This is a genomic window from Streptomyces sp. NPDC057950, from assembly GCF_042887295.1.
GTDB classification, from domain to species: domain Bacteria; phylum Actinomycetota; class Actinomycetes; order Streptomycetales; family Streptomycetaceae; genus Streptomyces; species Streptomyces kaempferi.
This window is the reverse complement of record NZ_JBHVPP010000002.1, coordinates 304,409-317,136: the sequence shown is the minus strand read 5'-3', so window position 1 is coordinate 317,136 and position 12,728 is coordinate 304,409. Positions and strand designations below refer to the sequence as shown.

Annotated in this window: 10 protein-coding genes and 1 tRNA gene; 6 read left to right on the top strand and 5 right to left on the bottom strand. The window is 68.6% G+C overall.

Going from position 1 to position 12,728, the window contains the following annotated elements; genetic code table 11:
- Window position 1 precedes the first annotated feature (1 nt).
- The 3 genes from ACFVTC_RS05615 to ACFVTC_RS05605 are packed head-to-tail and all read left to right on the top strand — an operon-like array spanning window position 2 to window position 3,626.
- Window positions 2-1,798 carry a branched-chain amino acid ABC transporter permease gene (locus ACFVTC_RS05615; RefSeq protein ID WP_390124712.1) on the top strand — a complete coding sequence of 599 codons (1,797 nt, stop codon included), beginning with the start codon at window positions 2-4 and terminating at the stop codon, window positions 1,796-1,798.
- A gap of 5 nt (window positions 1,799-1,803) precedes the next feature.
- Entirely contained in the window at window positions 1,804-2,913 is a 1,110-nt protein-coding gene (locus tag ACFVTC_RS05610; protein WP_390124240.1) for an ABC transporter ATP-binding protein, read from the top strand.
- Window positions 2,910-3,626, top strand: a complete 717-nt coding sequence (locus ACFVTC_RS05605) for an ABC transporter ATP-binding protein (protein WP_153291150.1) — start codon at window positions 2,910-2,912, stop codon at window positions 3,624-3,626. Before ACFVTC_RS05610 ends, ACFVTC_RS05605 begins: the two co-directional genes overlap by 4 nt.
- Before the next feature lie 75 nt (window positions 3,627-3,701).
- Here the strand turns inward: ACFVTC_RS05605 and ACFVTC_RS05600 are convergent, their stop codons facing one another.
- Window positions 3,702-4,352, bottom strand: a complete 651-nt coding sequence (locus ACFVTC_RS05600; RefSeq protein WP_390124237.1) for an ANTAR domain-containing response regulator — start codon at window positions 4,350-4,352, stop codon at window positions 3,702-3,704.
- A gap of 101 nt (window positions 4,353-4,453) precedes the next feature.
- Here ACFVTC_RS05600 and ACFVTC_RS05595 point away from each other — a divergent pair.
- A tRNA-Leu gene (locus ACFVTC_RS05595) sits at window positions 4,454-4,526 on the top strand.
- A 106-nt stretch (window positions 4,527-4,632) separates the two neighbouring features.
- The gene (locus ACFVTC_RS05590) at window positions 4,633-5,409 is read left to right on the top strand and encodes a transcriptional regulator (protein ID WP_390124235.1); all 777 of its coding nucleotides are present in this window, start codon (window positions 4,633-4,635) and stop codon (window positions 5,407-5,409) included.
- Window positions 5,410-5,419: 10 nt separating this feature from the next.
- Here the strand turns inward: ACFVTC_RS05590 and pyk are convergent, their stop codons facing one another.
- Complete coding sequence (pyk, locus tag ACFVTC_RS05585) at window positions 5,420-6,856, bottom strand: pyruvate kinase (protein ID WP_390124232.1); 1,437 nt, start codon at window positions 6,854-6,856, stop codon at window positions 5,420-5,422.
- Window positions 6,857-7,082: 226 nt separating this feature from the next.
- Window positions 7,083-7,796, bottom strand: coding sequence for an SIMPL domain-containing protein (locus ACFVTC_RS05580; RefSeq protein ID WP_390124230.1), 714 nt, complete (start codon window positions 7,794-7,796; stop codon window positions 7,083-7,085).
- Window positions 7,797-7,935: 139 nt separating this feature from the next.
- Here ACFVTC_RS05580 and ACFVTC_RS05575 point away from each other — a divergent pair, with 139 nt between their 5' ends.
- Window positions 7,936-9,750, top strand: coding sequence for a bifunctional metallophosphatase/5'-nucleotidase (locus tag ACFVTC_RS05575; RefSeq protein ID WP_390124228.1), 1,815 nt, complete (start codon window positions 7,936-7,938; stop codon window positions 9,748-9,750).
- A gap of 107 nt (window positions 9,751-9,857) precedes the next feature.
- On the opposite strand, the gene ACFVTC_RS05570 is transcribed toward ACFVTC_RS05575, so the two are convergent.
- A complete protein-coding gene (locus tag ACFVTC_RS05570) occupies window positions 9,858-11,276 on the bottom strand; it encodes a lysine N(6)-hydroxylase/L-ornithine N(5)-oxygenase family protein (protein ID WP_390124226.1) in 1,419 nt (472 codons plus the stop codon).
- A complete protein-coding gene (locus ACFVTC_RS05565; RefSeq protein WP_390124224.1) occupies window positions 11,273-12,658 on the bottom strand; it encodes a pyridoxal phosphate-dependent decarboxylase family protein in 1,386 nt (461 codons plus the stop codon). The genes ACFVTC_RS05570 and ACFVTC_RS05565 overlap by 4 nt, the downstream gene beginning before the upstream one ends.
- Window positions 12,659-12,728: the final 70 nt, after the last annotated feature.

Genomic DNA, 12,728 nt, shown 5'->3' with positions numbered 1-12,728 from the left:
CATGGCAACCACCGAGAACACCGCAGAGAACACCACCGGGGTCACCGCACCCACGACCGGCCTGATCGCCCTCCCGCAGACGGTCGCCCGCGTCCTCATCGCCGTCGGCGCCATCGGCACCATCGCCAGCACCTTCATGTCGTGGACCTACACGGCCGACTTCCCCGGCGACCTCACCTACTACGGCTCCCCCGCCGGCCTCCAGGTCCTCGACCTCGTCGCGGGCGCCCTCGCCCTCCTCTTCGCGCTCACCCACTACGGCATCCGCGGACTGCGCTGGCTCAACCCGACCGCCGCGACCGCACCGGTCGTCCTCGCCACCGCCTCCGCGTTCGCCATCAGCTGGTTCACCGCCATCGCCATCGCCGTCGACCTCAAGGGCCTCGTCGCCCTCGACCCCGGCGCCTACGTCGCCGCCGTCGCCTCCCTCATCGCCCTCCTCGGCGCCCTGGCACTCCCCAAGCCCGGTGACACCTTCAAGGACTACGTCACCAAACCCGAACACCTCCCCACCGCCGCACAGCTCCCCGCCTGGGGCGAACGCCTCGTCATCACCGGCGCCACCGCCGTCGCACTGATCGTCTTCACCTACGGCATCGGCGTCGACCCCGACGCCAGCGAGACCTTCATCGGCTACCTGCTGCTCGTCGTCCTCGGCGTCTGGGCCCTCCAGGCCGCCGGGCTCTTCGACCGCTTCGCCCAACTCAACGCCCAGCACAAGGGATTCGCCACCTCCATGGCGTTCCTCGCCGCGGCGATCTTCCCCTTCGTCGAGAACGACGAACACAACGCCAACCTCGGCGTGAACATCCTCGTCGTCGCCACCGTCGCCCTCGGCCTCAACATCGTCGTCGGCCTCACCGGCCTCCTCGACCTCGGATACGTCGCCTTCCTCGGCGTCGGCGCCTACGCCGCGGCCCTCGTCTCCGGCTCCGAGTTCTCCCGCTTCTCCGGCGTCCAGTTCCCCTTCTGGGCCGCCATGCTCACCGGCATGGCAGCGTCGCTCGTCTTCGGCGTCCTCATCGGTGCCCCCACCCTGCGACTGCGCGGCGACTATCTCGCCATCGTCACCCTCGGCTTCGGAGAGATCTTCCGCATCACCGTCAACAACCTCGACGGCTCCTCCGGACCCAACCTCACCAACGGCCCCAACGGCATCTCGATGATCCCGGACCTCAACATCTTCGGGTTCAACTTCGGCAACGCCCACGAGATCGGCTCGCTCACCCTCGGCCGCTTCGCCAACTACTTCCTGCTGATGCTGATCATCACCGGCATCGTCGTGATCGTCTTCAACCGCGCCGCGGACTCCCGCATCGGCCGCTCCTGGATCGCCATCCGCGAGGACGAGACCGCCGCCACCGCCATGGGCATCAACGGCTTCCGCGTCAAGCTCATCGCCTTCGCACTCGGCGCCTCCCTCGCCGGCCTCGCCGGCACCGTCAGCGCCCACGTCGGCTACAGCGTCAACCCGGCCCCGTACCAGTTCGCCGGCTCCGTGCCCCCGAACTCCGCGTTCCTGCTCGCCGCGGTCGTCCTCGGCGGCATGGGCACCGTCAACGGCCCCATCCTCGGCGCCACCCTGCTCTACCTCCTCCCGGAGAAGCTCGGCTTCCTCAAGGAGTACCAGCTCTTCGCCTTCGGCCTCGCGCTCGTCATCCTCATGCGCTTCCGCCCCGAAGGCATCATCGCCAACCGTCGCCGCCAACTCGAGTTCCACGAGGCCGACGAGACCATCGACATCCCCGAACAGGGCCTGCCCGACTCCACCGTCGGCGTCACCAAGGCAGGGGCGTGACCCACATGACCACCACCACAGCCCCCAGCCCCGTCCTCGAGGCCAGCGGCGTCACCATGCGCTTCGGCGGCCTCACCGCCGTACGCAGCGTCGACCTCACCGTCAACAGCGGCGAGATCGTCGGCCTCATCGGCCCCAACGGCGCCGGCAAGACCACCTTCTTCAACTGCCTCACCGGCCTCTACGTCCCCACCGAGGGCAAGGTCTCCTACAAGGGCACGGTCCTGCCCCCCAAGCCCCACCTCGTCACCAGCGCCGGCATCGCCCGCACCTTCCAGAACATCCGGCTCTTCGCCAACATGACCGTCCTGGAAAACGTGCTCGTCGGCCGCCACACCCGCACCAAGGAAGGCCTCTGGTCCGCCCTCCTGCGCGGCCCCGGCTTCCGCAAGGCCGAAGCCACCTCCCGCGAACGCGCCATGGAACTGCTGGAGTTCATCGGCCTCGCCCACAAGGCCGACCACCTCTCCCGCAACCTCCCCTACGGCGAACAGCGCAAGCTCGAGATCGCCCGCGCCATGGCCAGCGAACCCGGCCTCCTCCTCCTGGACGAGCCCACCGCCGGCATGAACCCCCAGGAGACCCGCGCGACCGAAGACCTCGTCTTCGCCATCCGCGACCGCGGCATCGCCGTCCTCGTCATCGAGCACGACATGCGCTTCATCTTCAACCTCTCCGACCGCGTCGCCTGCCTCGTCCAGGGCGAGAAGCTCGTCGAAGGCACCTCGGACGTCGTCCAGGGCGACGAACGCGTCATCGCCGCCTACCTCGGCACCCCCTTCGAAGGCGCCCCCGGCGCCGACGAACTCGCCGAGGTCGAGGCAGCCGAAGCCGGCGGCGCCGGCACAGCGGCAGCCACACCGGCCGACGCCACCGTGCCCGCACAGGCCACGGAAACGGCCACAGCCACGGAGACGCCGCACACCACGGAAACGGCACCGGCCACGGAGACCGCCGAACCGGCGACCGCCACGGACACACCGGAGACCACGCCCGGCGAAACCCCGGACGCCCCCGACGCCCCGGCAGCCCCCGCCACCACCGAGACCCCGGAAGCCGCCCAGGACGACGCCTCCGCGGAGAGCACCACCAGCAAGGAAGGAAACGCCCAGTGACCGCACTGCTCGAGGTCGAAGACCTCAAGGTCGCCTACGGCAAGATCGAAGCCGTCAAGGGCATCTCCTTCTCCGTCGAAGCCGGCCAGATCGTCACCCTCATCGGCACCAACGGCGCGGGCAAGACCACCACCCTGCGCACCCTCTCCGGCCTCCTCAAGCCGACCTCCGGCCGCATCACCTTCGACGGCCAACCCCTGGACGGCATCCCCGCCCACAAGATCGTCTCCCTGGGCCTCGCCCACTCCCCCGAGGGACGCCACATCTTCCCCCGGCTGACGATCACCGAGAACCTCCAGCTCGGAGCCTTCCTCCGCACCGACAAGGCAGGCATCGAGAAGGACATCCAGCGCGCCTACGACCTCTTCCCCATCCTCGGGGAACGCCGCAAGCAGGCCGCCGGAACCCTCTCGGGCGGCGAACAGCAGATGCTCGCCATGGGCCGCGCGCTCATGTCCCAGCCCAAACTGCTCATGCTCGACGAACCCTCCATGGGCCTCTCACCGATCATGATGCAGAAGATCATGGCCACCATCGCCGAACTCAAGTCCGACGGCACGACCATCCTCCTCGTCGAACAGAACGCCCAGGCGGCGCTCTCCCTCGCCGACCAGGGACACGTCATGGAAGTCGGCAACATCGTGCTCTCCGGAACCGGACAGGACCTCCTGCACGACGAGTCCGTACGCAAGGCCTACCTCGGCGAGGACTAGCCCCCGCCCACAGCCGAAGAGGCCCGCGCCCCTCGTGGGGACGCGGGCCTCTTCGCGCGCTCGCACGCGACGGGACTAACCCTTCGACGACTTCTTCTCCGCGGCGTCCGCGATGACCGCCTCCGCCACCTGCTGCATCGACATGCGACGGTCCATCGACGTCTTCTGGATCCACCGGAACGCCGCCGGCTCCGTCAGGCCGTACTCCGTCTGCAGCACCGACTTCGCCCGGTCCACCAGCTTCCGCGTCTCCAGCCGCAGACTCAGGTCCGCGACCTCCTGCTCCAGCTGCTTCAGCTCCGCGAACCGCGACACGGCCATCTCGATCGCCGGCACGACATCGCTCTTGCTGAACGGCTTCACCAGGTACGCCATCGCGCCGGCGTCCCTCGCCCGCTCCACCAGGTCGCGCTGCGAGAACGCAGTCAGCATCAGAACCGGGGCGATGCCCTCCTCCGCGATCTTCTCCGCCGCCGAGATCCCGTCCAGCTTCGGCATCTTCACGTCGAGGATCACCAGGTCGGGCTTGTGCTCACGGGCCAGCTCGACGGCCTGCTCACCGTCCCCCGCCTCACCCACGACGGAGTAGCCCTCTTCCTCGAGCATCTCTTTCAGGTCGAGACGGATCAGCGCCTCGTCCTCGGCGATGACGACACGGGTCGTCAGCGGAGGCACGTGCGACTTGTCGTCGTCGGCGACGGGCTGGGGCGACTCGGGGGCGGTCACGGGGGCTCCTCGTTCAGGGGCGGGTACTGCTCCCAAGAGCGTACCTAGCTGCGGTAAGGTGGTCACACGGCGGGTGACCGCTGACCTTCGTTTCGAAGGAAGCCCCGGTAGCCCAGCGGCAGAGGCGATGGATTCAAAACCCATACAGCGTCGGTTCGAATCCGACTCGGGGCACTTTTCTTTGGATTCCAAGGTCGTCAATCAAAAGCGGATGTTCCCATTCTGGTGAACATCCGCTTTTCGCTGCGTGCCATTCACTCCGTTTCCGCAGAGTGGCCACATGTACGACATCGGCACGCGCAAGCGAGCGCTGACACTGGTCGCGCAGGGGCACAGCCTCAACTCCGCGAGCAGGGCGACCGGCGCCTCCCGGTCCGCGATCCGTTCCTGGCAGTCACGCCTGGACCCGCTACCACGGATGCGGAACACGCCCTGCTCCAGATGCGGCCCCCTCACCGAGGCGCCTCCGGACACAGCGGCCTACAGCTACCTCCTCGGGCTCTACCTCGGAGACGGCTGCATCAGTCCTGGCGTGCTAGCGGGCCACTTTCTCCGCATCGCCTGCGCTGACAGCTGGCCGGGCCTGATCGAGACATGCGCCGCCGCCGTCGAAGCGGTCAACCCCAGCGGGAGGTCGAGCCGGTCGCAAGCGGGCGGGTACGTGTCCGTCGTCGCGTACAGCCGGCACTGGCTCTGCCTCTTCCCCCAGCACGGCCCCGGCAAGAAGCACGAGCGCCTCATCGTCCTCGAACCCTGGCAGCAGGAGATCGTCGGCGCCCACCCCTGGGAATTCGTCCGGGGCCTCATCCACTCCGACGGATGCCGGATCACCAACTGGACCACCCGTATGGTCGGCGGTGAACGCAAGCGCTACGAATATCCCCGGTACTTCTTCACCAACGTGTCGGACGACATCCGGCGGCTCTACACCGACACCCTCGACACGCTCGGCGTCCGGTGGACGCACTGCACCCGCGGTGGAAACCCGTACAACATCTCCGTCGCCCAGAAGGCCTCCGTCGCCCTCATGGACACCCACGTGGGACCCAAGTACTGACGGGGATCGCCTACTTGGGGCTGTCGTCCTCGCCGACGTGGTGGACGCGGACCAGGTTCGTCGTGCCGGAGACGCCGGGCGGGGAGCCGGCCGTGATGACCACGATGTCGCCCTTCTTGCAGCGGCCGTACTTCAGCAGCAGTTCGTCCACCTGGTCGACCATCGCGTCCGTGGAGCCGACGTGCGGGCCGAGGAACGTCTCCACACCCCACGTCAGGCTGAGCTGCGAGCGGGTCGCCGGGTCGGAGGTGAAGGCGAGCAGCGGGATCGGGGAGCGGTATCGGGAGAGGCGGCGGACGGTGTCGCCGGACTGGGTGAAGGCGACGAGGAACCTGGCGCCGAGGAAGTCGCCCATCTCGGCCGCGGCGCGGGCTACGGCGCCGCCCTGGGTGCGGGGTTTGTTGCGTTCGGTGAGGGGTGGCAGGCCGGTGGCGAGGAGGTCCTCTTCGGCGGCGGTGACAATGCGGGCCATGGTGCGGACGGTCGCGACGGGGTATTTGCCGACGCTGGTCTCGCCGGAGAGCATGACGGCGTCGGTGCCGTCGATGACGGCGTTGGCGACGTCGGAGGCTTCGGCGCGGGTGGGGCGGGAGTGGTCGATCATCGAGTCGAGCATCTGGGTGGCGACGATGACCGGTTTGGCGTTGCGCTTGGCGAGCTTGATGGCGCGCTTCTGGACGATGGGCACTTGTTCGAGGGGCATTTCGACGCCGAGGTCGCCGCGGGCGACCATGATGCCGTCGAAGGCGGCGACGATGCCGTCGATGTTGTCGACGGCCTGGGGCTTCTCGACCTTGGCGATGACGGGGAGGCGGCGGCCCTCCTCGTCCATGATGCGGTGGACGTCGTGGATGTCGTCGCCGGTGCGGACGAAGGAGAGGGCGATGACGTCGAAGCCCATGCGCAGGGCCCAGCGGAGGTCTGCTTCGTCCTTGTCGGAGAGGGCGGGGACGGAGACGGCGACGCCGGGGAGGTTGAGGCCCTTGTGGTCGGAGACCATGCCGCCTTCGATGACGGTGGTGTGGACGCGGGGGCCGTCGACGGTGGTGACTTCGAGGCAGACCTTGCCGTCGTCGACGAGGATGCGCTCACCGGGGGTGACATCGGTGGCGAGTCCGGTGTAGGTGGTGCCGCAGGTGTGGCGGTCGCCTTCGGCGCCTTCTTCGACGGTGATGGTGAAGGTGTCTCCGCGTTCAAGGAGTACGGGACCTTCGGTGAAGCGGCCGAGTCGGATCTTCGGGCCTTGAAGGTCGGCGAGGAGTCCGATGCTGCGGCCGGTTTCGTCGGCGGCCTTTCGCACCCGCTGGTAGCGGTCCTCGTGTTCGGCGTAGGTGCCGTGGCTGAGGTTGAAGCGGGCTACGTCCATTCCGGCGTCGACCAGGGCTTTGATCTGGTCGTAGGAGTCGGTGGCGGGGCCCAGGGTGCAGACGATTTTTGCTCGGCGCATGGTTTGAGCCTAGGGCTTACCCGTGGGTAGAGAATTGGCCGTGCATGACTACTCAACAACCTTTGCGTGAAGGATTATTGACAACTGTTGAATTGTGCGTGGGGGCGCTCCTATGAGCGCATTGGTGGCTGAGTGTGCGCGTCGTGGCCCGGTGGTGCTGGGTGGATCGGTCGCCGGGGGCGGCACGGAGGGATCGCCCGGTCACCTAGTGTGACGGTTTCGGTGGTTACAGCTGGGGTGGGGTCATCGTGAATCGGGCGTTGACCTGGGCGTGGACGTGTTGGCGTTGGGGTTCGAGGTCGAGGGCCGGGGTTTCTTCGGGGGTGGCGCCGGCGAAGGACATGGAGCGCATGGCGCGGCCGGGGGCGGCGGGGTGGGGCGGGGTGTTCTCGGCGCCGATGTCGGCGAGTTCGACGAGGGCGGCGAGGGTGGCGCCGAGGGCTTCGGCGTATTCGCGGGCGCGTTGGACGGCTTCGTGGACGGCTTGTTGGCGGGCTTGGCGGTGGGCGGGTGAGTTGGGGCGGAGGTCCCACCAGGGGCCGTCGACGCGGGTGAGGTCGAGATCGGCCAGTCGGGTGGTGAGTTCGCCGAGCGCGGTGAAGTCGGTGAGGTCGGCGGTGATGTGGACGCGGCCGTGGTAGGCGCGGATGCGTTCGCCGCGGCCGTGTTTGGTGAGTTCGGGGCTGATGGAGTAGGTGCCGGTCTCGATGTGTTCGACGGCGTCGCCGTAGGACTTGATGAGGTCGAGGGCGGTGGTGTTGCGGCGGGTGAGGTCGGTGAGGGCTTCTCGGCGGTCGGTGCCGCGGGCGGCGACGGTGATGCCGATGCGGGCGATTTCGGGGTCGACCTCGAGGTGGGCTTCGCCGCGGACGGCGATGCGGGGTGCTTCGGGGGTGCCGTAGGGGAGGGAGGGTTGGGGTTGCTCCGTGGTGGGGGTCATACGTTCCACTCTGTCATCGCGTGGGCGGGTGTGGGGGGTGGCTGGTCATCAGATGGAAACCTTCGGGCCCTGTTCGGGAGTGTCATGCGTGGGTCAGAATCTACGCGCGTCGTTGACCGATTCCCGAGGAGTCTGTGACATGTCTTTGAACCGCCGGAAGTTCCTGGAGAAGTCCGCCGTGACGGGTGCGGGGGTGGCGCTCGCGGGTGCGGTCGCGGCTCCGTCCGCGCAGGCCGCGACGGAGTCGGTGGCGAGGGGTGGGAAGAAGCCTGTGAAGCGGTACTCCCTGACCGTGATGGGCACGACGGACCTGCACGGGCATGTCTTCAACTGGGACTACTTCAAGGACGCGGAGTACAAGGACAGCGCGGGCAACGCGCAGGGGCTGTCGCGGATCTCGACGCTGGTGAACGCGGTCCGCAAGGAGAAGGGGCGTTGCAACACCCTGCTCCTGGACGCGGGTGACACGATCCAGGGCACTCCGCTGGCGTACTACTTCGCGAAGGTGGACCCGATCACGGCCAAGCACGGTCCGGTGCATCCGATGGCGCAGGCGATGAACGCGATCGGGTACGACGCGGTGGCGCTGGGGAACCACGAGTTCAACTACGGGATCGAGACGCTGCGGAAGTTCGAGTCGCAGTGCGACTTCCCGCTGCTGGGTGCGAACGCGCTGGACGCGAAGACGCTGAAGCCGGCGTTCCCTCCGTATCTCATGAAGACGTTCCGGGTTCCGGGTGCGCCGGCGGTGAAGGTGGCGGTGCTGGGTCTGACGAACCCGGGTATCGCGATCTGGGACAAGGCTTACGTGCAGGGCAAGTTGGTGTTCCCGGGCCTCGAGGAGCAGGCGGCGAAGTGGGTGCCGAAGCTGCGTTCGATGGGTGCGGACGTGGTGGTGGTGTCGGCGCACTCGGGTGCGTCGGGTACGTCGTCGTACGGTGACCAGTTGCCGTACGTCGAGAACTCGGCGGCGTTGGTGGCGCAGCAGGTGCCGGGTATCGACGCGATTCTGGTCGGGCACGCGCATGCGGAGATTCCGGAGTTGAGGGTCATCAACGCGCAGACGGGGCGGACGGTGGTTCTTTCGGAGCCGTTGGCGTTCGCGGAGCGTTTGTCGGTGTTCGACTTCGAGTTGGTCTTCGAGAAGGGGCGGTGGCAGGTCGAGTCGGTGGCGGCGTCGGTCCGCAACTCGAACTCGGTGGCTGACGATCCGAGGATCACGCGGTTGTTGAAGGATGAGCACGCGTTGGTGGTGGAGTACGTCAATCAGGTGGTCGGTACGGCGACGGAGACGTTGACGACGGTCGAGGCGCGGTACAAGGACGCTCCGATCATCGATCTGATCACGAAGGTGCAGGAGGACGTGGTCAGGGCGGCCTTGGTGGGGACGGAGTACGCGTCGCTGCCGGTGATCGCGCAGGCGTCGCCGTTCTCGCGGACGTCGGAGATTCCGGCGGGTGAGGTGACGATCCGGGATCTGTCGGGTCTGTACGTGTATGACAACACGTTGGTGGCGAAGGTGCTGACGGGTGCGCAGGTGCGGGCGTATCTGGAGTATTCGGCGAACTATTTCGTGCGGACCGCGGTGGGTGCGGTGGTGGACGTGGAGAAGCTGACGAACGCGAACGATCGTCCGGACTACAACTACGACTATGTGTCGGGGTTGCGGTACGACATCGACATCTCTCAGGCGGAGGGTTCGCGGATCAGGAATCTGACGTTCGGCGGTGTGGCGCTGGATGACGCGCAGCAGTTCGTGCTCGCGGTGAACAACTACCGGGCGAACGGTGGTGGCGCGTTCCCGTTCGTGGCGTCGGCCAAGGAGGTGTGGTCGGAGTCGACGGAGATTCGTACGCGGATCGCCGAGTGGGTGACGGCGAAGGGCAGTCTCGACCCGAAGGAGTTCGCGTCGGTGGACTGGAGGCTCACGCGGGAGGGCACGCCGGTCTTCTAGGTCCGCGCGGTGGCGTGAACGGCGTCGGTGTTCCCTTTTGGGGGGCCGGCGCCGTTTGGCGTGCGGGCCCGTGTGCGGGGCGGTCCGTGAGGGCCGGGGGGGCGGTTCTATCGTCCGTCGACGAGGGGGGTGAGGGTCGGGGTCTGTCGTGTGGGCGGGACCTGTGGGTGGGGTTCGAGTCCGAAGGTGGTGAAGGCCGTTCGTCGTGGGAGTGGGTAGGGGTCTTTGCCGGTGAGGGAGTTGAGGATGGTGGCGCTGCGCCAGGCGGCGAGGCCGAGGTCGGGGGCGCCGACGCCGTGGGTGTGGAGTTCGGCGTTCTGGACGTAGACGCGGCCGGTGACGGTGGGGTCGAGGTGGAGGCGGAACTGGTCGTCGATGCGGGGGCGTTCGGAGCTGTCGCGGCGTAGGTAGGGGTCGAGTCCGGCGAGGATGCGGTCGAGGGGGCGTTCGCGGTAGCCGGTGGCGAGGACGACGGCGTCGGTGGTGAGGCGGGTACGGGTGCCCTGTTGGCCGTGTTCGAGGTGGAGTTCGACTTTGGTGGTGGCGACGCGTCCCGCGGTGCGGACGGTGACGGCGGGGGTGAGGACGGCGTCGGGCCAGTCGCCGTGCAGGGTGCGGCGGTAGAGCTCGTCGTGGATGGCGGCGATGGTGTCGGCGTCGATGCCTTTGTGGAGTTGCCATTGGGCGGCGACGAGACGGTCGCGTACGGGTTCGGTGAGGGCGTGGAAGTAGCGCGTGTAGTCGGGGGTGAAGTGTTCGAGGCCGAGTTTGGAGTACTCCATGGGGGCGAAGGCTTCGGTGCGGGCGAGCCAGTGGATCTTCTCGCGTCCGGGGGGGCGGTTTCTGAGGAGGTCGAGGAAGACTTCGGCGCCCGACTGTCCGGCGCCGATGACGGTGATGTGTTCGGCGGTGAGGAAGCGGTCGCGGTGGGCGAGGTAGTCGGCGGCGTGGATGACGGGGACGCCGGGGGCTTCCACGAGGGGTTGGAGGGCGTCGGGGATGTGGGGGGCGGTGCCGACGCCGAGGACGATGTTGCGGGTGTGGGTGCGGCCGAGGGCTTCGGCTTCTCCGTCGGGGTCGAGTTGGGTGAAGTCGACTTCGAAGAGGGCGCGTTCGGGGTTCCAGCGGACCGCGTCGACCTGGTGTCCGAAGTGGAGTCCGGGGAGGCGGTCGGCGACCCAGCGGCAGTAGGCGTCGTATTCGGCGCGCTGGATGTGGAAGCGCTCGGCGAAGTAGAAGGGGAAGAGGCGGTCGCGGTCTTTGAGGTGGTTGAGGAAGGACCAGGGGCTGGCGGGGTCGGCGAGGGTGACGAGGTCGGCGAGGAAGGGGACTTGGAGGGTGGCGCCGTCGATGAGGAGGCCGGGGTGCCAGTCGAAGCCGGGGCGTTGTTCGTAGAAGACGGTGTCGAGTTCGGGGAGGGGCTGGGCGAGGGCGGCGAGGGAGAGGTTGAACGGGCCGATGCCGATGCCCACGAGGTCGCGGGGTGCTTCGGGTTCGTGGAGTGGGGGGTGGGGCGTCGGGCTCATCGGGGGGTGTGTCCTTCCACCAGTTTCAGGAGCGCGGCCAGGTCGTCAGGCCGGGTGTGAGGGTTGAGGAGGGTGACTTTGAGCCAGAGGCGGTCGTCGAGCCGCGCGCGGCCGAGGACGGCGCGGCCGTCGTGGAGGAGGGTGCGGCGTACGGCGGCGACGGTTTCGTCGGAGGCTCCGGCGGGCCGGAACAGGACGGTGCTGAGGGTGGGTGGGGCGTAGAGCTCCAGGCCGGGGCGGGAGGCGATGAGGTCGGCGAGGTCGGTGGCTCGGTCGCAGACGTGGTCGACGAGTGTGCCGAGGCCGGTGCGGCCGAGGGTTTTGAGGGTGACGGCGATCTTGAGGATGTCGGGGCGTCGGGTGGTGCGCAGGGAGCGGTCGAGGAGGTCGGGGAGTCCGGCTTCGGTGTCGTCGTCGGCGTTGAGGTAGTCGGCCTGGTGTCGCAGTGCGGTGAGGTCGTGGGGGTCCCGTACGGCGAGGAGGCCGGCGGCGATGGGCTGCCAGCCGAGTTTGTGCAGGTCGAGGGTGACGGTGTGGGCGCGGTCGAGTCCCTCGAGTGTGGCTCTGCGGTGGTCGCTGAAGAGGAGGCCTCCGCCGTAGGCGGCGTCGATGTGGAGGCGGGCGCCGTGGGTGGCGCAGACGTCGGCGAGGTCGGGCAGGGGGTCGACGAGTCCGGCGTCGGTGGTGCCGGCGGTGGCGGCGACGAGGAGGGAGCCGCGGGGGCCTCGGAGCGTGGTGAGGGCTTCGTCGAGGGCTACGGGGTCCATGGTGCCGGCGGGGGCTGGGATGACGACGGGGTCGGGCAGGCCGAGCAGCCAGGCGGCGCGGGGCAGTGAGTGGTGGGCGTTGGCGCCGTGGACGAGTTGGACGCCGTTGTGTGCTTCTCGGGCGAGGAGGACGGCGAGTTGGTTGGATTCGGTGCCGCCGGTGGTGACGAGGGCGGTGGCGGTGTGCGGCTCGTTCGCCGTTGCGTAGATCTCGGCGGCGAGGGCGGTGGTCACGAGGGATTCGAGTTCCGAGGCGGCCGGTGCCTGGTCCCAGGAGTCCAGGGACGGGTTGAGGGCGGAGGCGGCGAGGTCGGCCGCGGTGGCGACGGCGAGGGGCGGGCAGTGCAGGTGGGCGGCGCACAGGGGGTCGGCGGGGTCGGCGGAGCCTTCGGCGAGGGCGTGGACGAGGGTGCGCAGGGCGTCGTCGGTTCCGTGCCGGGGCAGGGGGTCGCCGGCCGCTTCCCGCAGGCGTCGGGCGACGTTCTCGGGGCCTCCGGCGGGCAGGGGTCCGCCGCGTGCGGTGCTGCCGGTGCGCAATGCGTCGAGCACGGTGTCGAGCAGTGGCCGCAGTGCGCCGGGGCCTTCGGGACCTGAGGCGAGGGGCGGCGTGCTCATGGGTGTCCTCCGGTGGGCGCGCGGCAGGGGGTCCAAGCCTGTACGGGATGGGGGCGGCGCGCCCGCAGAG

Coding starts and splice junctions, on each gene's coding strand:
- ACFVTC_RS05580 (WP_390124230.1), bottom strand. CDS start 7,796: ATGACCCCCACCACGGAGCAACCCCAACCCTCCCTCCCCTACGGCACC.
- pyk (WP_390124232.1), bottom strand. CDS start 6,856: ATGCGCCGAGCAAAAATCGTCTGCACCCTGGGCCCCGCCACCGACTCC.
- ACFVTC_RS05570 (WP_390124226.1), bottom strand. CDS start 11,276: ATGAGCCCGACGCCCCACCCCCCACTCCACGAACCCGAAGCACCCCGC.
- ACFVTC_RS05590 (WP_390124235.1), top strand. CDS start 4,633: ATGTACGACATCGGCACGCGCAAGCGAGCGCTGACACTGGTCGCGCAG.
- ACFVTC_RS05565 (WP_390124224.1), bottom strand. CDS start 12,658: ATGAGCACGCCGCCCCTCGCCTCAGGTCCCGAAGGCCCCGGCGCACTG.
- ACFVTC_RS05610 (WP_390124240.1), top strand. CDS start 1,804: ATGACCACCACCACAGCCCCCAGCCCCGTCCTCGAGGCCAGCGGCGTC.
- ACFVTC_RS05615 (WP_390124712.1), top strand. CDS start 2: ATGGCAACCACCGAGAACACCGCAGAGAACACCACCGGGGTCACCGCA.
- ACFVTC_RS05575 (WP_390124228.1), top strand. CDS start 7,936: ATGTCTTTGAACCGCCGGAAGTTCCTGGAGAAGTCCGCCGTGACGGGT.